General features: G+C 67.3%; 23 protein-coding genes. 11 read left to right on the forward strand and 12 right to left on the reverse strand.

Annotated features, from left to right (window positions below; all coding sequences use genetic code 11):
• Positions 1–152: 152 nt before the first annotated feature.
• From J4O73_RS12025 to J4O73_RS12065, 9 genes are all read right to left on the reverse strand, one after another.
• Positions 153–605, reverse strand: coding sequence for a hypothetical protein (locus tag J4O73_RS12025; RefSeq protein ID WP_426217548.1), 453 nt, complete (start codon positions 603–605; stop codon positions 153–155).
• A complete protein-coding gene (flhB, locus tag J4O73_RS12030; protein ID WP_426217550.1) occupies positions 602–1666 on the reverse strand; it encodes a flagellar biosynthesis protein FlhB in 1065 nt (354 codons plus the stop codon). The genes J4O73_RS12025 and flhB overlap by 4 nt, the downstream gene beginning before the upstream one ends.
• A 158-nt stretch (positions 1667–1824) precedes the next feature.
• Positions 1825–2904, reverse strand: a complete 1080-nt coding sequence (locus tag J4O73_RS12035) for a flagellar motor switch protein FliG (RefSeq protein WP_426217551.1) — start codon at positions 2902–2904, stop codon at positions 1825–1827.
• A gap of 10 nt (positions 2905–2914) precedes the next feature.
• Entirely contained in the window at positions 2915–3247 is a 333-nt protein-coding gene (gene fliN, locus J4O73_RS12040) for a flagellar motor switch protein FliN (RefSeq protein WP_426217553.1), read from the reverse strand.
• Between the two features lie 71 nt (positions 3248–3318).
• Positions 3319–3615, reverse strand: coding sequence for a hypothetical protein (locus J4O73_RS12045; protein WP_426217555.1), 297 nt, complete (start codon positions 3613–3615; stop codon positions 3319–3321).
• Positions 3599–4549, reverse strand: a complete 951-nt coding sequence (locus tag J4O73_RS12050) for a flagellar motor switch protein FliM (protein ID WP_426217557.1) — start codon at positions 4547–4549, stop codon at positions 3599–3601. The genes J4O73_RS12045 and J4O73_RS12050 overlap by 17 nt, the downstream gene beginning before the upstream one ends.
• Before the next feature lies 1 nt (position 4550).
• Positions 4551–5420, reverse strand: a complete 870-nt coding sequence (motA, locus tag J4O73_RS12055) for a flagellar motor stator protein MotA (RefSeq protein ID WP_378975496.1) — start codon at positions 5418–5420, stop codon at positions 4551–4553.
• A 60-nt stretch (positions 5421–5480) separates the two neighbouring features.
• Positions 5481–6029 carry a gluconokinase gene (locus J4O73_RS12060; RefSeq protein WP_426217559.1) on the reverse strand — a complete coding sequence of 183 codons (549 nt, stop codon included), beginning with the start codon at positions 6027–6029 and terminating at the stop codon, positions 5481–5483.
• A gap of 141 nt (positions 6030–6170) precedes the next feature.
• Entirely contained in the window at positions 6171–6527 is a 357-nt protein-coding gene (locus J4O73_RS12065; protein ID WP_426217560.1) for a hypothetical protein, read from the reverse strand.
• A 236-nt stretch (positions 6528–6763) separates the two neighbouring features.
• On the opposite strand from J4O73_RS12065, the gene ccoN reads away from it, so the two are divergent.
• The 8 genes from ccoN (at position 6764) to ccoS (ending at position 14998) form a co-directional block, all read left to right on the forward strand.
• Positions 6764–8425: a cytochrome-c oxidase, cbb3-type subunit I gene (gene ccoN / locus J4O73_RS12070; RefSeq protein WP_426217562.1), complete on the forward strand. Its 1662-nt coding sequence runs from the start codon at positions 6764–6766 to the stop codon at positions 8423–8425.
• A gap of 75 nt (positions 8426–8500) precedes the next feature.
• Positions 8501–9247: a cytochrome-c oxidase, cbb3-type subunit II gene (ccoO, locus tag J4O73_RS12075; RefSeq protein WP_426217564.1), complete on the forward strand. Its 747-nt coding sequence runs from the start codon at positions 8501–8503 to the stop codon at positions 9245–9247.
• A 5-nt stretch (positions 9248–9252) separates the two neighbouring features.
• Positions 9253–9402: a cbb3-type cytochrome c oxidase subunit 3 gene (locus J4O73_RS12080; protein ID WP_426217566.1), complete on the forward strand. Its 150-nt coding sequence runs from the start codon at positions 9253–9255 to the stop codon at positions 9400–9402.
• Positions 9403–9405: 3 nt separating this feature from the next.
• Entirely contained in the window at positions 9406–10284 is an 879-nt protein-coding gene (gene ccoP / locus J4O73_RS12085; RefSeq protein WP_426217568.1) for a cytochrome-c oxidase, cbb3-type subunit III, read from the forward strand.
• A gap of 226 nt (positions 10285–10510) precedes the next feature.
• Positions 10511–12025: a cytochrome c oxidase accessory protein CcoG gene (gene ccoG / locus J4O73_RS12090; RefSeq protein WP_426217570.1), complete on the forward strand. Its 1515-nt coding sequence runs from the start codon at positions 10511–10513 to the stop codon at positions 12023–12025.
• Positions 12022–12531, forward strand: a complete 510-nt coding sequence (locus J4O73_RS12095) for a FixH family protein (protein ID WP_426217572.1) — start codon at positions 12022–12024, stop codon at positions 12529–12531. Before ccoG ends, J4O73_RS12095 begins: the two co-directional genes overlap by 4 nt.
• Before the next feature lie 12 nt (positions 12532–12543).
• On the forward strand, positions 12544–14853 hold the full coding sequence (locus J4O73_RS12100; RefSeq protein ID WP_426217573.1) for a heavy metal translocating P-type ATPase: 2310 nt from the start codon (positions 12544–12546) through the stop codon (positions 14851–14853).
• 7 nt (positions 14854–14860) lie between these two features.
• A complete protein-coding gene (gene ccoS, locus J4O73_RS12105) occupies positions 14861–14998 on the forward strand; it encodes a cbb3-type cytochrome oxidase assembly protein CcoS (RefSeq protein WP_426217574.1) in 138 nt (45 codons plus the stop codon).
• A 64-nt stretch (positions 14999–15062) separates the two neighbouring features.
• On the opposite strand, the gene J4O73_RS12110 is transcribed toward ccoS, so the two are convergent.
• Both J4O73_RS12110 and J4O73_RS12115 read right to left on the reverse strand, forming a co-directional pair.
• Positions 15063–15272 carry a hypothetical protein gene (locus tag J4O73_RS12110; protein ID WP_426217576.1) on the reverse strand — a complete coding sequence of 70 codons (210 nt, stop codon included), beginning with the start codon at positions 15270–15272 and terminating at the stop codon, positions 15063–15065.
• Between the two features lie 93 nt (positions 15273–15365).
• Complete coding sequence (locus tag J4O73_RS12115; RefSeq protein WP_426217577.1) at positions 15366–15605, reverse strand: hypothetical protein; 240 nt, start codon at positions 15603–15605, stop codon at positions 15366–15368.
• 134 nt (positions 15606–15739) lie between these two features.
• On the opposite strand from J4O73_RS12115, the gene J4O73_RS12120 reads away from it, so the two are divergent.
• On the forward strand, positions 15740–16552 hold the full coding sequence (locus J4O73_RS12120; protein WP_426217578.1) for a universal stress protein: 813 nt from the start codon (positions 15740–15742) through the stop codon (positions 16550–16552).
• Between the two features lie 9 nt (positions 16553–16561).
• On the opposite strand, the gene J4O73_RS12125 is transcribed toward J4O73_RS12120, so the two are convergent.
• Positions 16562–17302, reverse strand: coding sequence for a cyclic nucleotide-binding domain-containing protein (locus J4O73_RS12125; protein ID WP_426217580.1), 741 nt, complete (start codon positions 17300–17302; stop codon positions 16562–16564).
• 184 nt (positions 17303–17486) lie between these two features.
• Between J4O73_RS12125 and J4O73_RS12130 the strand changes: the two genes are divergently transcribed.
• Positions 17487–17702, forward strand: coding sequence for a hypothetical protein (locus J4O73_RS12130; RefSeq protein ID WP_426217741.1), 216 nt, complete (start codon positions 17487–17489; stop codon positions 17700–17702).
• Between the two features lie 47 nt (positions 17703–17749).
• Positions 17750–19078, forward strand: a complete 1329-nt coding sequence (locus J4O73_RS12135) for an NRAMP family divalent metal transporter (protein ID WP_426217582.1) — start codon at positions 17750–17752, stop codon at positions 19076–19078.
• The last annotated feature ends 212 nt before the right edge of the window (positions 19079–19290 follow it).

Genomic DNA, 19290 nt, shown 5'->3' on the forward strand with positions numbered 1-19290 from the left:
AGTATGATCGTTTTCGTTGCATGGACGCGAAAGTACAGCCACCAGTGGTATGTTTCCTGTCCCCCCGTCGACAATGCGGATGTCGGAAGTAAAAAGCCGGGCCCTTGCGGACCCGACTTGATGCCCCCGATGAAACGAATGGGTGTAGCGGCTCAGGTGCTGGCGCGTTGCAGCCGCGCGTCAGACACTGCGCGGGCGAGGATCTCCGGGGAGAAGGGCGGCTCGGTCCCAGCCATGATCCGCTGAATCGCCACGCCTGCGAAATAGCTGTCGAGCACGAGCTTGAAGAAGACCGTGACCGGCTTCGTCACGAACTCCATGTCGAGAACGACCTGCATGGACCGGCCCCAGGCAAAGGACACGTCGGCGGCATCGGCATAGGCCAGCGTCGCGTCCTTGAAGAAGGGTTCGGCGGAGGAGGCGACGAGATCCGCGATATTGCCGTGGTGCTGCCCACGGATCCAGCCGATCAGCACGCTGCCGTCGAGGAGGCAGAGTTCACCGATGAAGTCGCGCAACTCCTCCGCGAAGACGCGCTCCGAGGCGGCGATCAGTTCGGCCGGTGCGGGCCGGCCGGCAGCCGGATCGTAGGCCTGGGTGATCATCGGGGCCTCGCGAACAAAAAGAACAGGATTTGAGCAACGGCCCGGTAAAATTCGGCCGGGATCGTCTGATCGACCTGCACAGCATCGTACAGCGACCTTGCGAGAGGCTTGTCTTCGATGACCGCGATCCCGTTTTCTTCGGCTATAGCGCGAATGCGGAGGGCGATCAGGTCCTGACCCTTGGCGACGACCAGGGGCGCGGGGCTTTCGCTCGGCTCATAGCGCAGGGCGACCGCGAAATGGGTCGGGTTGGCGATGACCACCGTGGCGCGCGGCACGGCCGCGAGCATCTTGTTGCGCGACCGGTCCTGGGCGAGCGAGCGCAGGCGCGCCTTCACGGTCGGGTCGCCCTCGCTCTGCTTCTGCTCGTCCTTGATGTCCTGCACCGACATGCGCAGCGACCGCTGCCAGCGTAGCCGCGCCCAGACGAGATCGCCCGCGACGATCATGATCGTAGCGATGGAGATCGCCGAAACCAGGCGGATCGAGATGGTGAGGATCAGCTCGGGCAGCTGGCTCGGATCGACGAACATGGCATTCACGGCCTTCTGCTGCTCCGAGCGCAGGAGCAGAACTACCACCAGTGTGACACCGAGGACTTTAAAGACCGATTTCAGGAACTCGACCTGACCTGATCGTCCGAAGATCCGGCTGAAGCCGGAGGCCGGTGAAACGTTGCGCCATTTCGGCCGGATCCTCTCTCCGACGAGGCGAGGCACGTTCTGAAGGATGGACGCCGAAAGGCCGCAGGCCGCGAGCAGCAGCAGGAAGGGCAGGAGGAACCGCGCCGCAGCGCTCGCCGTGGCCGCGAGCAGCATCGTCACATCGCCGGCGCTCGACAGGGAGAAGCCCTGCGGGTGGTCGAAGAAGGCCGAGAGGTCTCGCGAGAGCTCCGCCGCCTGCCCCCGCGCGAACAAGGCAAGGCCGATCAGCAAACCGAGGATGGAGGCGAAGACCGGCGCCTCTCGCGAGAACGGGATGTCGCCCTTGTCGAGGGCCTCGCGGACGCGCCGCTCGGTCGGCGCCTCGGTCTTGCTCTCGTGATCGACATCTTCAGCCATGCGCGCGGCTCGGCCTGACTGACGACGAGACGGCCTCCGTCATTGCGAACTCGGCGAAGCGATCCAGGCCAGCCGGACCGGTCCGGTCGTGGCACCGCTGGATCGCTTCGCTCACGCTCGCAAGGACGATGGCAAGCGGGGAAGGCTGCGCGACCCTGCTAGCGGATGAGCGCATCTTCCTCGCCCCCCGGATTGATCTCGATCTCGCCACGGGCGGCCATGTCCATGGCGAGGTCGGTGATGGTGCGGCGAGCCTCCATCACGTCGCGCTGCGCTGCGGGCTCGCCGCCGTTCAGTTCGTGCTCGACCATGCGCTTCACGCGGGCCGAGAGTGCCGAGAGGATCACCCCGCGGAACTCCGCATCCGTGCCCTTCAGCGCCAGGACGAGGCGGTCGTTCGGCACGGCGTCGAACAGGGTGGTACGGGCGCGCGGCACCAGCTTGACGATGTCGTCGAAGGTGAACAGCAGGCCCTTGAGGATCTCGACCGATTTCGGGCGCGACTCGCCGAGGCTCGTCAGCGCCTCGTCCATCTGCGCGCGGTCCATCTTGTTGATGATGTCGGCCATCTTGGCATGGGTATCCGCGCCGGAATTGCGCGTGCCATTGGCCATGAAATCCTCCAGCAGGGTCTTCTCCAGCATGGCGAGGATCTCGTCATCGACGGGCTTGAAGCTCAGCATCCGCCGCATCAGCGTGTTGCGCAGGGGCGCGGGCAACTGGCTCATCACCTTGGCGGCGACGGCGGGCTTGATCCGCGAGAGGATGAGCGCGGCGGTCTGCGGATGCTCCTTCACGAGGTAGCTCGCGAGCACGCTCTCCGAGGCACTGCCCATCCGCTCCCAGACCGAGCGGGCGCCGTTGCCGCGCACATCCGCCAGGAGCTCCGCGAGCTGTTCGGCCGGAATCAGGCCGCTCAGCAGCTTCTCGACCTCCTGTACGGTGCCGATGAGGCTGGCGCCGTTGGCGAATTCGACGGCGAAGGACTCGACGACACCGTCGAGCTGGTCGGCGCTCACCGGTCCGAGCTGCACCGCCGAGCGGGTGATGCGCTTGATCTCGTCCGGCTCGAAATACTTCAGCAGGCGGCCCGCAGCGGGCTTACCCATGGCGAGCAGCAGGGTCGCGACCTGATCCACCGGCGCGAGGGACCGGCCCGGCCCACGTGGAGCCGGGGCCGCTCCCGCCGGGAAGACGGGCGGTGCGGCCGGCGAGGGGCCGAGGGGTGCGACCGCCACGGCGTCGGCCTCAGGCGGCCGAGTCGGATTCGGACGGACCGACGACCTCGGTCAGCGAGACGCCGAACCGGGAATTGTCCTCCTCGACGATGACGATCTCTCCGCGCGCGACGACGCGCCCGTTGACCATCACGTCCACGGGCTCGCCCACCCGGTGGTCCAGAGGCACCACGGCGCCGCGCCCGAGCTTCATCAGGTTGGCGACCGGCATCGTGGCCGAACCGAGCACCACCTGCACCAGCACGGGGATGCGCAGAATGGAATCGAGGTTGCGCCCTTCGCCCACCAGAGGCTCGTCGGCGGCAGGGGCGGTCGCGGTGTCGGGGAAGGGGCTGTTGCTCATCGCGGACTCGGGGTCTTCAGCCGTGCGGCCTGGGGGTCTCTAGCGGGTCTGGCTGATGCGAGGCTGTCGCCTCAGCCGACCCGGCCCTCCTCGCGCGCGAGCCTGTCCCGCGCGGCTTCGAGCTGGACGAGGGTCGCGCGGGCCTCATCGATCTTGCGACCGAGCGCTTCCAACACTTCGCGGCCCTCGCCCGCGAAGCTGCGCACGGCTTCGCCCGCGCTGGCCAGCGCATGGCCGGACGCGGCCATGGCCCGGCCGTACTCGGCCTGGGTCCGATCCAGGCGCTTCAGCTTCAGATACATCGGCACCACGCAGGCGCTGGTGCCGACGAGGGCGACGAGAAGCACGCCGTCAACCAGCGAGGCCATGAAGATTGTCCTTGTCCTGAGCGATGACCTCGTCGATCCGCAGCACGTAGGCGCCCTGCGCCTGCCCGGCATGGGCCCAGAACAGCGGCCGGTCGTTGCCTTCGAGCTTGATGCGGGTCGTCGGCGTGGCGTCGAGGCCGATGACCTGACCCACTTTCAGTCCGGCGATCTCACCGAGGGTGAGGTGGCGTTCTTCCAGCACGGCGCGGAGCGTCACCTCGGCCTTCTGGACCTGCTCTGCGATCTGCTGTGACCAGCGCGGGTCCCGCGCCGTCGATTCCCCGGTCAACACCTTGGCGAGGCTCGCCCGCAGGGGGTTCAGAAGCGCCTGGGGGATGACGAGGAACATCTCGCCGCTGCGGCTCAGCCCCTGGAACAGGAACTTGGCCTGCAACGCATTATTGCTGTGGCGCCCGATGATCGCGAATTCCATGCGCGTCTCGGTGCGCTCCAGCCGGAACGCGGTCTGCGAGACGAGGCCGAAGGACGTTTCCAAGGCCTTGCCCACCTGTTCGAACACCATCTGCGCGACGCGCAGTTCGATAGCCGAGAAGGCTCGTTCCTCGTCCACGGGCGGCTCGGAGCCATCGGAGCCGAACAGCACCTCGACCATCGTGAAGATGAAATCGCGATCGAGGCCGACGAGGATGTGCCCATCCCAGCCTGTCGCGTGGAAGATGCCGACCACGGCATTATTGTCGTAGCCGTCGAGGAAATCGCCGAAGCGCCCGCTCGTCACCCCCGACAGGGCGTAGAAGATCGTCGAGGCCACGCGATGCTTCAGCGCGTCGCCGCAGCCGGTGGCGAGGCGGTCGAAGATGAGCTGCAGCATCGGCAGCCGGTCGAGCGACAGCCCGGCGGCGTCCTGAATGCGCGCGCGGATCTCGCTCGCGCCGCGCCGGATCGCCGGGGCCTCGGTGGGGGAGGGCTGCATCTCAGGCGGCCTCGGCGCGGGCGCCCGGCACGGTGGCCGCTTCCACCTCGTCGATGGTGGGCCGGTCCGCCGATGCGATGCCCTTGCGGCCGTGTTCGATCGCGATCTGCGGCAGCGCACCGTTCATGTAGGCGATCAGGCTCTGCTTCGCGATCGTGTAGACCGAGCATTGCTTTTCGCGCACGCCCTTGATCTTCACGGCCAGCGGCGCGAGCACGCCGTAGGAAGCGAACACGCCGAAGAAGGTACCGACCAGGGCGGCCCCGATGAGGCCGCCGAGGATCTGCGGCGACTGATCGAGCGCGCCCATGGCCTTCACGATGCCGAGCACCGCCGCCACGATGCCCAGCGCGGGAAGGGCCTCCGCCACGGTGTTGACCGCGTTGTAAGGCTTGAGGGCAGCCTTCTTCTGCGTGCCGATCTCCTCTTCCATCAGCGACTCGATCTCGTGGGATCGTGCGCCGCCGATGAGGATGAGGCGGCAATAGTCGCAGATGAACAGCACCAGATCCTGGTTCTTGGTGACGTCGGGATAGTTCTTGAAGATCTCGGAATTGGCCGGATCGTCGAAATGGGTCTCGACTTCGTTGCGCGGCTTGGTCTTCAATTCGCGCAGGAGGGCATGGAGCAGGCCGAGCAGCGACAGGTAGTCCTTCCGCTTTGGCACCTTGTCGAGGAGGGCCTCCATGGTGGCCTTGCCGGAATCGATCACGACCTTCATCGGGTTGGCCATCACGAGGCCGCCAATGGCCATGCCGCCGATGATGACGAACTCCCAGGGTTGCCAGATGACGATCAGGTGGCCGCCCATGGCGACGAAGCCGCCGAGCATGCAGCCGATCGCGATGAGCAGCCCGATCCCGATACCCATGGCGCCCAGAACTCCCTGAGGCGCCCTCATGGCGCCCTCGCGGCGCACAGGCCTAATCGTTCACGCTTGCACGGGGCTGATTTCGCCGCCGGGGCCGAGCGGCCGGAGCCGCGCCATCACCGCCTCGCACAGTACAGTCACCGGTTGCTGGCAATCGAGGATCAGCGTCGCCTGGTCCGGCATTGGAATCTCCAGCGTCGCCAACTGGCTCGCCAGGAGGGAAGGGGGCATGTAATGGCCGCGCCTCGCGCCGAGCCGCGCGGCGAGGATCGCCGGATCGCCCTGCAGAAGCACGAACAGGATGTCGGGGCTCGCCGCAGCCAGGATCGCGCGGTAGCTGACCTTCAGCGCCGAGCAGGCGAGCACGGTCGGCTCACCCCGCCTTGCCGCGTCCTTCAACAAATTGGCCAGCCGCGCCAGCCACGGCGCGCGATCCGCATCGTCGAGGGCGATGCCCGCCCGCATCTTCGCGACGTTCTCGGGCGGGTGGAAGTCATCAGCGTCCAGAAAGTGGAAGCCGTGGCGCTCCGCCAGGGCGAGGCCGAGGGTCGTCTTGCCGGAGCCGGAGACGCCCATGACGATGACGATCGCAGCGGCGGTTTGCACCATCTCGCTTCCTGTCCTCCCGCCTTCATGTCCGACACAAGGACGCGAAGTAAGTCAATCGAGGGGACACTTGAACTGAGATGGACATCCCGGTCCCGTATTCCAGCACGGGAAGCCCGGAACCGAGGCGGGACGTGACGCCCGCTACGGCAAGGCGCCGATCAGGCGCTTGGCGTCCGTCAGGATGTTCTCGCAGGCCCGCTGGTTGCCCTCCTGATCTTCCGACTGCGCCTCACGGATCAGCACCCGCGCGGCGGCGATGTTCTCGCGCGTGGACTTCACCTGCGGGTTGCTGGGCTGCTCGTTCAGGACGTGCGGCAGGGCCTTGACCGACCCAGTCGTCAGGGTGTGCCCCGGCTCAAGGCCCGCCACACGAACGGCGCCTACGCTGTCGAGGCGGCGCTGAAGGGCGCTGACCTGCTGTCCGCAGGGAGTCGCCAACGCGGGAAGGGCCGAGCAGGCGAGGAGGGCGGCACCGACGAGGGGACGGGAGCGACGCATATCGATGGTTTCCTTGGCAGTCGGGCAGGTAGTGACCGTACCGGACGCCGCCTTGTGTGCCGCAGCGAAGACCTGTGCCTTGCTCTGGATCAAGGATCGGGCGGCGCGTCCGCCGATGCAGCGAACGACGCCTCGTCTGCCTTGCGGCGATGCCTTTGATCGAAATCAAGGCCCCGGGATGCTCGCTTTCCTAAGCGCTGGTTCAGCCGTTCCTGCGCGAGGACAATCAGCGAGCCATGGCCGCGATATCATCTTCAAAATACATGACGGAGGGGGAAGCCGGGCTCGGCGTCTTCCTTCTGGCCGGCGCCTTCCTCTGCGCGCTGGCCTCGGCCCACGCGGTCGATGGCCCCTTCTCCATCCATATGGGGCTGTTCGCGCTGGCCGCGATCGGCGGTCTCGCCGCCGTCCTGAAGCGTTATGAGGGCCGACCGGCCGAGCCCGTTCCTCAGGAGATCGACGGCAAGCCGAACTACAATGTCGGTCCGGTCAAGTTTGCGGCCGTGGCCGCCATGGGTTGGGGCATCGCCGGGTTCCTGGTCGGCTGCATCATCGCCTTCCAGCTCTGGGCGCCCTCGCTCAATCTCGGACTCGAATACACGACGTTCGGGCGGCTGCGGCCACTGCACACCTCGGCGGTGATCTTCGCTTTCGGCGGGAACGTCCTGATCGGTACCTCCCTCTATGTCGTGCAGCGCACCTGCCGGGCGCGGCTCGCGGGGGACCTCGCCCCCTGGTTCGTCGTGCTGGGCTACAACCTGTTCATCGTCATTGCCGGCACCGGCTACCTGATGGGCGTGACCCAGTCGAAGGAATACGCCGAGCCCGAATGGTACGCCGATCTGTGGCTCACCCTCGTCTGGGTCGTCTATCTCCTCGTGTTCCTGGCCACGATCTGGAAGCGCAAGGAACCGCACATCTTCGTGGCGAACTGGTTCTACTTGGCCTTCATCGTGACGATTGCCATGCTGCACATCGTCAATAACCTTGCGATGCCGGTTTCTTTCCTCGGCTCCAAGTCCTACCCGATGTTCGCGGGCGTGCAGGATGCCCTGATCCAGTGGTGGTACGGCCATAACGCGGTCGGCTTCTTCCTCACCGCCGGCTTCCTCGCGATCATGTACTACTTCGTTCCGAAGCGCGCCGAACGGCCGATCTACTCGTACCGGCTGTCGATCATCCACTTCTGGGCTCTGATCTTCATGTACATCTGGGCGGGCCCGCACCACCTGCACTATACAGCCCTTCCGGATTGGGCGCAGACGCTGGGCATGACCTTCTCAATCATGCTGTGGATGCCCTCCTGGGGCGGCATGATCAACGGTCTCATGACCCTGTCGGGCGCCTGGGACAAGCTGCGGACCGACCCCGTCCTGCGCTTCATGGTGGTGTCGCTGGCCTTCTACGGCATGGCGACGTTCGAGGGTCCGATGATGTCGATCAAGGCGGTCAACGCCCTGTCACACTACACGGACTGGACCATCGGCCACGTCCATTCCGGAGCGCTCGGCTGGGTCGCCTACATCTCCTTCGGCGCCCTGTATTGCCTGGTGCCGTGGCTCTGGAACCGGCGTGAACTGTATTCCCTCAAGCTCGTCGAGTGGCACTTCTGGATCTCGACGCTCGGCATCGTCCTGTACATCACTTCGATGTGGGTCGCCGGCATCATGCAGGGCCTGATGTGGCGCGCCTATAACGCCCTCGGCTTCCTCGAATACTCCTTTGTCGAGACCGTGGAGGCGATGCAGCCCTACTACCTCGTCCGGGCTCTCGGCGGAGTGCTGTTCCTGATCGGCGGGCTGATCATGGCCTACAACCTCGCCATGACGATCGCGGGCAAGGAAGCCTCCGAGCGCGAGCCGCTCGCGGGCACCACCGGTCTCGCCCCGGCGGAGTGACGAGCGATCAGGGGCCGCCGGTCGCGGCGGCCCCACCCGAACCCATCATACCCGTCGCATCACGGAACCTGTCCGATGGCTACCGCCCAGCCCGGCCTCTGGAAGAGGCACGAAGTCTTCGAAAAGAACTCCATCGTCCTGCTCATCGGCGCGCTCCTCGTCGTGGCGATCGGCGGCCTCGTGGAGATCACGCCGCTCTTCTACCTCAAGAGCACGATCGAGAAGGTCGAAGGCGTTCGCCCCTACACGCCTCTGGAGCTTGCCGGACGCAACATCTACATCCGTGAGGGCTGCTACCTCTGTCATAGCCAGATGGTTCGGCCGATGCGCGACGAGGTCGAGCGGTACGGGCACTTCTCGCTCGCCGCCGAGAGCATGTACGACCACCCGTTCCAATGGGGGTCGAAGCGCACCGGGCCGGATCTCGCCCGCGTGGGGGCCAAGTATTCGGACCAATGGCACCGCGAGCATCTGCGTGATCCCCGTGCCGTGGTTCCCGCCTCGATCATGCCGGCTTACGCCTTCCTCGACCGGCCCCTCGACGGCGAGGCGATCACCGATGACCTGAAGGCGAACCGGGCCCTCGGCGTGCCCTACAGCGACGAGATGATCGCGCTCGCCGCCGCCGACCTGAAGGCGCAGCTCGACCCGGACGGACCTGCCGCCGCCGACCTCCAACACCGCTATCCCGGAGCCGTCGTCCACGATTTCGGCGGGGAGAAGGGACGTGTCGCCGAGATCGATGCCCTGGTCGCCTACCTGCAGATGCTCGGCACGATGGTCGACTTCAAGATCTACGAAGACAAGAAGAACCTGAGGTGAGCGCCATGACCTACGAAAGCGCCGCCGCCTTCGCCCAGACGAGCGGCCTCCTCTACTTCGTCGCGATCTTCGCGGCGGTCGCCCTCTACGCCTTCTGGCCGCGCAACCGCACCCGGTTCGATGCGGCCGCCCACCTTCCCCTGATCGAGGACTGAGCCGTGGCCGACACCGCCAATCCCGGCAAACCGCCTGCGGGCCCCGAGACCACTGGGCACGAATGGGACGGCATCGCCGAATACAACAATCCGCTGCCGCGCTGGTGGCTCTACGGCCTTTATGCCACCATCGTCTGGGCCATGGGGTACTGGGTGCTCTATCCCGCCTGGCCGATGGTGAGCGGCTACTCAACGGGGCTTCTGGGCTATTCCCAGCGCGCCAAGGTGCTCGGTGAAGTTGACGCCGTGCGAAAGGAGCGCGACGCGCGGGGTCAGGCCCAACTCGCCAGCGCCACGGTGGAACAGATCCGCGCCGATCCGGCCCTGCTGCGCCTCGCCCTCGCCACCGGCAAGGCCGCCTTCGGCGACAATTGCGCCGCCTGCCACGGCACCTCGGCCACCGGCCGCCTGGGATACCCGAACCTTCAGGACGACGACTGGCTCTGGGGCGGAACGCCGGACGAGATCGAGAAGACCATCCGCTACGGCGCGCGTTCCGGCAACGGGGAGGCCCATATCGGCGACATGCCCGCCTTCGGGAGAGACGGGATGCTGTCTCGCGAGGAGATCGAGGCGGCGGCGAGCTACGTGCTCTCGCTCTCGGGCAAGCCCGGCGTTCCCGGTGCAAGCGTCGAGAAAGGCGCGGAGATCTTCGCCGGTAATTGCGCCGCCTGCCATGGCACCGAAGCGAAGGGAAACCCGGAGATGGGCGCCCCGAACCTGACGGACGCGATCTGGCTCTATGGCTCTTCCCCCGATCAGGTGGTGACCACGATCACCGGCGGCCGCAAGGGCGTGATGCCCGCCTGGGAGGGCCGCCTCGACGCGGCGACGATCAAGTCGCTGGCCGTCTACGTCCACGGCCTGGGCGGCGGACGGTAGGGCTTCGGGGCTCTCCCGCAGCGACGCCAACAATGCGAACGTCATGAAGCAATCCAGGGCAGCGGGACCCTTCCAACCGTGGCGGCTCCCTGGATTGCTTCGCGTTGCTCGCAAAGACGAGCCGGGCCTAACGACTTCTCGTTTGAGCGAGATCAAAGCCCCGTCCGCCAGCGCGGCCTAGGGCTTCCGGACCCCGTCCCGATGGCGGACGGAGGATGGTCCGCCGATGCCCCTCGCACAACCCAAAGACACACCTGCTCCGGCGCCACCGCGCCGTGCCCGCGCCAAGACGAAGTTCGGCGCAGCGGCGACCCGCACGGCGATCCCCGCCGCCGACGGCTCGCTCTATGCGGCGCGGGCCAAGATACAGCCGCAACTGGTTCGCGGCACCTATCGGCGGATCAAGTGGATGATCCTCGCCGTAGCCCTCGGCATCTACTACTTCGTTCCGTTCATCCGCTGGAACCGGGGACCGGGCGAGCCCTCCCAGGCGGTCTTGCTCGATCTCGACAAGGGCCGCTTCTACTTCTTCTCCATCGAACTGTGGCCGCAGGACGTGACCTACGTCATGGGCCTCCTGATCCTGGCCGCGCTGATCCTCTTCCTCGTAAACGCCGTGGCCGGTCGCGTCTGGTGCGGCTACCTCTGCCCGCAGACCGTGTGGACCGACCTGTTCCTCGCCGTCGAGCGGCTGATCGAGGGCGACCGGCGGGAGCGTCTGAAGCTCGATGCCGCTCCGTGGTCGATGGAGAAGATCGCCCTGCGGACGATGAAGCATTCCATCTGGCTGCTGATTGCGTGGTGGACCGGCGGCGCCTGGGTTCTCTACTTCGCTGATGCACCCACCTTGGTCGGCCAGCTCGCGACCTACCAAGCCCCGCCCGTCGCCTATGTCGCGATCCTGACGCTGACCGCGACCACCTACCTTCTGGCGGGCCACATGCGCGAGCAGGTCTGCACCTACATGTGCCCCTGGCCGCGCATCCAGGCGGCCCTGACGGACGAGCACGCCTATAATATCCTCTACCGGGATGCGCGGGGCGAGCCCCGTATGTCGGCCAAGCAAGCCACGGCGTTGCGCGCAGCAGGCCAGGCGGCGGGTGATTGCGTCGACTGTTTCGCTTGCGTCACGGCCTGCCCCGCGGGCATCGACATCCGCGACGGTCAGCAGATGGACTGCATCCAGTGCGGCCTGTGCATCGACGCCTGCGACACGGTGATGGACAAACTCGGGCGCCCTGCGGGCCTGATCGGCTACGACACGGAGGCGAACCGCCGGAGCCGGGCCGCCGGAGGAGGGGCCGTCAGCCGTATCGTCCGGCCGCGCACCATCCTCTACGCGACCCTCGTCGCCGGGATCGGCAGCTTCATGCTCTACAGCCTCGTGACGCGCAGCTTCACCGCCTTCAGCGTGCTGCACGACCGCAACCCGCTGTTCGTCACCCTGTCCGATGGCGCAATCCGCAACGGCTACACCTTCAGGCTCAGCAACAAGCGGCCGGGCGAGCGCCACTATGCGCTCACGGTCGAGGGACTGGCCGGAGCGCGCGTCGAGGTTGTCGGCGGCACGCCCCGAGACATGCCGGTCCCGTCGGATTCCACGCAGGAATTCCGCGTCCTCGTCTTCGCCCCTGCAGGCCTGCCCGCCGCCCCGAGCATCCCGCTCACATTCACCCTCACGGATCCGGCGACGGGCGAGAGCATCCAGGCACAGGATCACTTCAAGGCACCCGCGCCATGACGCTCACCGCTCAGCAACCCCGGGCCCAAGGCGGCCTGACCGGACGGCAGGTTTTGGCCCTGTTCGTCGTCTTCTTCGGCACGGTCGCCGCCGCCGATGCCACGTTGTTCGTCTCGGCGACGCGAACGTGGTCCGGCCTCGAAGTCGCCTCCCCGTATAGGGCGGGCCAGCTATACAACGCGGAGTTGCGCCATGCCCGCGAACAGGACGCCCTCGGGTGGCACCTCGACATGTCGGCGATCCTCCATCCGGCGGGGGTCGCGACGGTAAGCGTGAGCCTGTCCGACGCCCATGCCCAGGCGCTGCGGGGCAAGGTGCTGCGCGCCCGGTTCGAGCGCCCGACCGACAAGCGGAAGGACGTCCTGGTCGATCTGACGGAGATCGCCGCCGGCACCTACGCTGCGCAGGCCGAACCGCTGGCGCGTGGCCAGTGGGACCTCGTGGTGGAGGTCGTCGGCGAGGAGGGCGTCGCGTTCCGGCGCAAGCACCGGATCGTCCTGGATTGAGGGAAGCCCCCGATGTGCTGCACCGACATGGCGCTCGCCTACGTCGAGGCCCACGCCTCGTGGAGCGAAGCGAATACGAAGCCGTCCCTCGGCCGCGACTACGCCGCCTTCCTCACCGCCCTGCCTGACGGAGCCACCCGCGCCGAATTCGCGGTCGAGGGCGTGCGCTGCGCCTCCTGCATGAACGCCATCGAGCGGGGGCTCGCGCCCCTTCCGGGTGTCGCCTCCGCCCGGCTCAACTTTTCAGACAGGCGCCTCACGGTCACGTGGAAGAGTGAGGCCGAAGCCGACGTCGCAACCGTGTTGAAGGCACTGGAGTCGCTCGGCTTCGCAGCCCAGCCTTTCGCGCCCGGCAGAATCGCGGATGCGGAGGCCGCCGAAACACGGCGGCTGATCCGGGCGCTGGCGGTGGCGGGCTTCGCGTCGATGAACGTGATGCTCCTCGCCATCTCGGTCTGGGCGGGCAACGTCTCGGACATGACCCCGGAGAACCGCGACCTCTTCCACTGGATCCAGGCCGTGATCGCGCTCCCGGCAGCCGCCTATGCGGGGCGGCCCTTCTACGAGGGGGCGTTCCGTGGGCTGCGCGCGGGCCGAGTGACGATGGACTTCCCCATCACGCTGGGCGTGGTCCTGACCCTCGTCATGTCGGTGGTGGAATCGCTGTCGGGCGGCACCCATGCCTATTTCGACGGCGCCGTGATGCTGCTGTTCTTCCTGCTGATCGGGCGCGTTCTCGACCAGACCATGCGTCGGCGCACACGCGCCTTCGCCGAAAACCTCGCGACCCTGCGCAGTGAGCGCGCGACACTCGCTGAACCGGATGGCGGGCTGCGCGACGTGCCCCTGTCCGACCTCGCCCCGGGCGCGCGCATTCTGATCCGGCCCGGCGAGCGGGTGCCTGCCGACGGCCTCGTCGAGCATGGCACCTCCGATCTCGACCAGAGCCTCGTGACCGGCGAGACCGCCGCCGTCACCGTTCGGAGCGGCGACCGCGTTTTCGCGGGCGCCCTCAACGGCAGCGGGGCGCTGACGGTTCGGGTGACCGCGACAGCGGGCGCCACGCTCCTCGACGAGGTCGAAAGTTTGATGCGCCGGGCCCTGGAAGCGCGCTCCCGTGCCCTGGTTCTCGCTGACAAGGCCACACGCCTCTACGTCCCGCTGGTCCATGCGGCGGCTCTATTGACCCTCGTCGGCTGGATCGTCGGCGGAGCCGGGTGGCACGTGGCGCTCCTCAATGCGGTCGCGGTGCTCATCGTCACCTGCCCCTGTGCGTTGGGCCTCGCCATCCCCGCCGTGCAGGTCGTGGCATCGGGTGCCCTGTTCCGGGAAGGCGTGCTGCTCAATGACGGCACGGCGTTAGAGCGGTTCGCCCGCATCGACACGGTCGTGTTCGACAAGACCGGCACGCTGACCCTGCCGGAGCCGGTCCTGGCCGGCGGGATCTTCGATCAGCCCGCTCTCGAAACCGCCGCGCGGCTCGCTCTGTCGAGTCGCCATCCGATGGCGGCGGCCCTCGCCACGCTCGCGCCAGGGGCAACACCCTTCCTCGGTGCCGAAGAGGCAGCCGGACTCGGCGTGCGGGTCATCGTCGATGGCGAGGAGTTGCGACTGGGCTCCCCCCGCTTCTGCGGGGCGGAAGCGCAAGCACAGGCGGCACTCGCATCGGATCCCGAATCCTCGGTCATCTGCTTCCGGGCAGGCGCGCAGGCGCCCCTCGCGTTTCCGGTGCGCCAAGCCATCAGGCCGGATGCGGAGGAGGTGGTCGCGGCGCTCAAGGCGTCGGGCCACCGTGTCCTGGTTTTATCGGGCGACCGTGCCGCCGCCGTCGCGGCAGTCGCCTGCCGCCTCGGGATCGCGGAATGGGAAGCCGGGCTGACGCCCCAGGACAAGATCGCCCGCATCGAGGCCCTGCGGTCGAGCGGTCGCCATGTGCTGATGGTCGGCGATGGCCTCAACGACGCGCCCGCACTCGCCGCCGCCCACGCGTCTCTGTCTCCCGTCACGGCCTCGCATGTCAGCCAGGCCGCCGCCGATGCCCTGTTCCTGGGCCGAGGACTGTCGCCGGTCCTGTCGGTCCTCAACGCAGGCCGACGGGCGCGACGGCTCATGCTGCAGAACCTCTGGATCTCGGCGGCCTACAATGGGCTCGCCGTTCCTCTGGCCGCCGCCGGACTGCTGACACCGCTGATCGCGGCGCTGGCCATGTCGGGTTCGTCCCTCATCGTGACCGCGAATGCGCTGCGCGCACGATCGGGCGAGGCTAAGACGGAGGACAAGAACCAAGCCGCCGCACACCTCACCCTTCCGAAAGCCGCGTGAAGTCGCCGTGAGCGTGCTCCTGCTCGTCATCCCCATCGCGCTCGGTCTCGGCGGCTTGGGGCTCGCGGCGTTCCTCTGGGCGCTCCGCTCCGGCCAGTACGACGACATCGAGGGCGCCGAATATCGCGCGCTCCGCGACGACTGAAGGGCAGCGCAACGCCCGAAGACGTCCCGTTGCCCTGAATGATACGGGGGTTGAGTCTCGGTCGTCAGTCGACGGCTTCGAGGTCGTTCACCGTGATGACGCCGCGCGCGTCGCGGGCCTCGGCGTTCTTTCGCGCCTGCAAACGGGCGATGGCGTCCTCATGCAGGGTCGCCGCGCGATGGGCGCTTTCGGGGGAGTCGAAACGCCCCGGCCACCAAAGATCGCCCTCCACGATGGCGAAGCGATTGCCGTCGAGCTTCAGAACACTTGGCACCGGAATCATCCTCTCGCATCGGGCAGGTCGCCACGGCCGGAGCGGGCGGTTCCTGCGGTCTTCGTCATGTCGCTCGCGCCATGGCGCGTCACATCACCGGCTCGACCCGGTCGGCTCACGGAGTTCCGACGCACGACGGACGGACGAGCGCGCCGCGTCCGTCGCGGTTTCGCACACGGTCTGGCGAAAGCTCTCCCAATCACGGCCGTTCAGGCTGCCGTCGCGCTGGGCGGCGAAGAAGCGCGTCGAACATTCCGCCACCGATAGAGTGGGAGCGGCCAGGGACGGTGTGGCGAGGGAAAGGGCTGCAAGGGCGAAGAGGATTCTGGTCATGGCGGCAGGTCTCCTTTGGGCCGACCTCTTCATGCGCCCGGCCCAGGAAGCAGCCCTTGCGCTGGATCAAGGATCACCCGCGCCCGGTCGGCGAAGCATCCTGCACGGGTTTCCCCATGCGCCGGAGCCACTCCATGTCCATTGCCAGCATCACGGTCGCCCTCGACACGGGCGAGACTGCCGCTTCCCGGGTCCGCCTCGCGGCGGATCTCGCGCAACGCTTCGAGGCGACGCTGACCGGCGTCGCCGCCCGCCAGCTCCCGATCCCCGGCCCGGCCGCCGACATCGTGGTATCGCAAGCATCCTACGACGAGGAGCAGAATAGGCTCGCCGACGAACTTGCGCGGGCCGAAGATCTGTTTCGGACGAATGCCGGAACGACCATCCGCACTTCTTGGCGGCAAGCGGAGGCGGGCTCCGAGGCCTTCCTCATCCGGCAGGCCCGCGCCACGGACCTCATCGTCATCGGGCGCGATGCCTCCAGTGCCGGACGCTACACCATGGAGCCCGACCCCGGCACGGTGCTGATGGAGGCCGGGCGTCCCGTGCTCGTCGTGCCGCCGGGCACCGAACGACTGGATGCCGCCCGCATCGTCGTCGCGTGGAAGGACTCGGTCGAGGCCCGCCGCGCCGTCACCGCCGCCCTCCCGTTCATCGGCCGCGCGGACAAGGTGTTCGTCGCCGCCGCCGGCAACGAGGCGCGGTTCGAGGGGGCGGACGAGGTATCGGAACATCTCGCCCGGCACGGCGCGCATGTCACGACGAACCTGTTGGGCGCACCGGCGGGCGACATCGCCGATGCGATCCTGCGTTTTGCGCGCCGCGAGGAGGTCGATCTGATCGTGATGGGCGCCTACGGACATTCCCGGTTTCGGGAATGGTTCTTCGGGGGCGCGACGCGGGACATGCTGCGCCTCTCACCGATCCCGTGTCTGATGAGCCATTGAGGCCGTGCCTCAGCTCGCCGCCATCCGCTCGAGCCTCGGCAAATCGAGCAGGCGCACGCCGCCCGGCACGAGCAGGATGGCGTGCGCGCGATCGAGCCGCGACAGCATCCGGCTGACCGTCTCGATGGTCAGGCCGAGATGGTCGGCCATGTCCTGTCGGCCCATCGGCAGTTCGACGGTGACGGAGGCATGGCCCGTCCGGGCGTAGCGGTCGCGCAGCGACAGCAGAAAGGCCACGACCTTCTCCTCGGCCGTCCGGCGCCCAAGCAGCAGCATCTGTTCCTGCGCGAGGTTCAATTCGTAGCCCGCCCGCTCGTGCAGGCTCTTGAGGAGGTGCGGCTTGAACGCCATCACCTCCGCGAAATTCTCGCGACCGAAGCGGCAGGTCTCCACCGGCCCCAGCGCCTCCGCCGAGACCGAGTAGCGCTCCTGAAGGGCGAGCCCGAGGAAATCGCCCGGCAGGGCAAAGCCCATCACCTGACGCCGCCCGTCGGGGAGCAGCCGCGTCAGGCGCAGGGCGCCGTCGATGACGTTGTACACCGACCAGGCGGGTTCGCCCTGCCCGAACAGCGTCTGGCCCTTGTCCAGGGTGAGATGGTGGCTCAGCGCCTCGAGTTCTTCCAACTCGGCGAGCGCCAGCACGGAGCAGACGCTGATCAGGCGAACCTTGCAATCGGCACAACCGTCCCCCGAACGCCCATGATGGCACGCGTGGGGAATTCGCTCGACCGTGCCCGTATCGACCAGCATGCCACCCCCCTCGCGTTGCGTCTGACTGGGCTCGCCCCGGCCGTCGGCGATGATGACCCAGGGGGGAGGGCGCGCATTGATGCAACGCAAGGGGAGGGGCGGCGCCGATTTCCTTGCGCTGGATCAAGGTCGCCACGCGAACCCGGATCTATGCATCGGCGGTCACAACCAGCCGGGGCACGAGATGCGCAAGTTCCTCGTCACCTTCCACAAGACCCTGCCGGACGATACCGGCCACGAGCATCGGGTGCTGCAACGTCAGGCGGTGGTCTCCGCCCGTTCCGAGATGTCGGCCTCCTATGAGGCCAAGGCGATGCTCTGCAAGGCGGAGGGTGTGGCCGACTGGCGGCTCAGGGCGGACACCTGCGAGGTGGTTGAACTCGCCCTTCAAATGGCGTGAGTTGGTCAAGCACCGGCTTCGACCCGAGCTCAATCGGTGAAGGGCGCATGACCGTTTCACCGACCGGTTTATCCGAGGAGGTCATCGACCCGGAGGCTACGGCTTCGGGGGCGGCGCCATCGACGCCGCCTCTCTTGAGCCGTCTCGGGCCGGGCCTGATCACCGGCGCCTCCGACGACGATCCAAGCGGCATCGCCACCTACAGCCAGGCCGGTGCGCAATTCGGCTACGGCCTGTGCTGGACGATGCTCTACACGCTGCCCCTGATGGCGGCGGTCCAAATGATCTCCGCGCGCATTGGGCGGACGACCGGACACGGCATCGCGGGCGTGCTGCGCGAGCATTACCCAAACCGCCTTCTCCAGACCGTCGTCCTGCTGCTGCTTGCCGCCAACATCCTGAACCTCGGCGCCGATCTCGGCGCGATGGCGGATGCCCTCAACCTGATCCTGCCGGGACCACGCTGGCTCTATGTCGTCGTCTTCGCCGTTATCTGCGTCACGATGCAGGTCTTCCTGCGCTATGCGCGCTACGTCTCGATCCTGAAATGGCTGACGCTCAGCCTGCTCGCCTACCCGGCGGTCGTGATCCTCGCCAACGTGTCGTGGTGGGATCTGGCGAGGGCCCTGGCGATTCCCCGCATCGACTTCAGCGGCGGCGGGCTCACCACCCTTGTCGCCCTCTTCGGGACGACGATCAGCCCCTACCTGTTCTTCTGGCAAGCGGCGGAGGAGGCCGAGGATCTCCAGGCCTTCCCGCGCCGTCGCGATCTCCTCCACGCCCCCGAACAGGGCCGCAGCGCCCTGCAGAGGATCGAGTTCGACACGGTGGTCGGGATGACCTTCTCGAATCTCGTGGCACTCTCCATCATCGTCACGACAGCGGCCGTGCTCCACCCGCACGGCATCACCGACATTCAGACTTCGGCCCAAGCCGCAGCGGCCCTGCGGCCCTTGGCCGGTCCATTCTCGGCGATGGTGTTCGCCCTCGGCATCGTCGGGACCGGCCTCCTCGCCGTGCCGGTGCTGGCGGGGTCGGCTGCCTATGCCATCGGAGAAGCACGACGATGGCCGGTGGGCTTCGACCGGCGCCCCCTCGAAGCACGCGCCTTCTACGGGACGGGGGCGCTCGCCACTATGACCGGCATGGTCATCAGCCTCGGCGCGGTCGATCCGATCAAGGCGCTCTATGGGAGCGCGGTGGTGAACGGCGTGATCGCCGTGCCGGTCATGGCGGTGATGATGCTCGCGGCGGCCCGCTCCGACATCATGGGCGCCTTCGCAGTGCGAGGATGGCTCCTTCGGCTGGGCTGGATCGCGACCGCCTGCATGCTGCTCGCCGTCCTCGCTATGCTGGCGACGAGCCTCTTCTCATAGTCCAGGGACGCACTCACTCCGTTCATGCGTCCCTGCTTGAGCTCATTGTCTCTGCATCACGTTTTCCGGACGCTGCTGACATCTTTGTCTGGATCGATAGACTAGAGCCGTCTTCGACCAAGGTGGCTTACCTGCCTCCGTCTTTGCGAGCGTGAGCGAAACAATCCAGGGCAGCGGGACGCTTCAGATCGGTGCGCCGCCCTGGATGGCTT

This window comes from Methylobacterium sp. NFXW15 (assembly GCF_049887755.1).
Classification (GTDB): domain Bacteria; phylum Pseudomonadota; class Alphaproteobacteria; order Rhizobiales; family Beijerinckiaceae; genus Methylobacterium.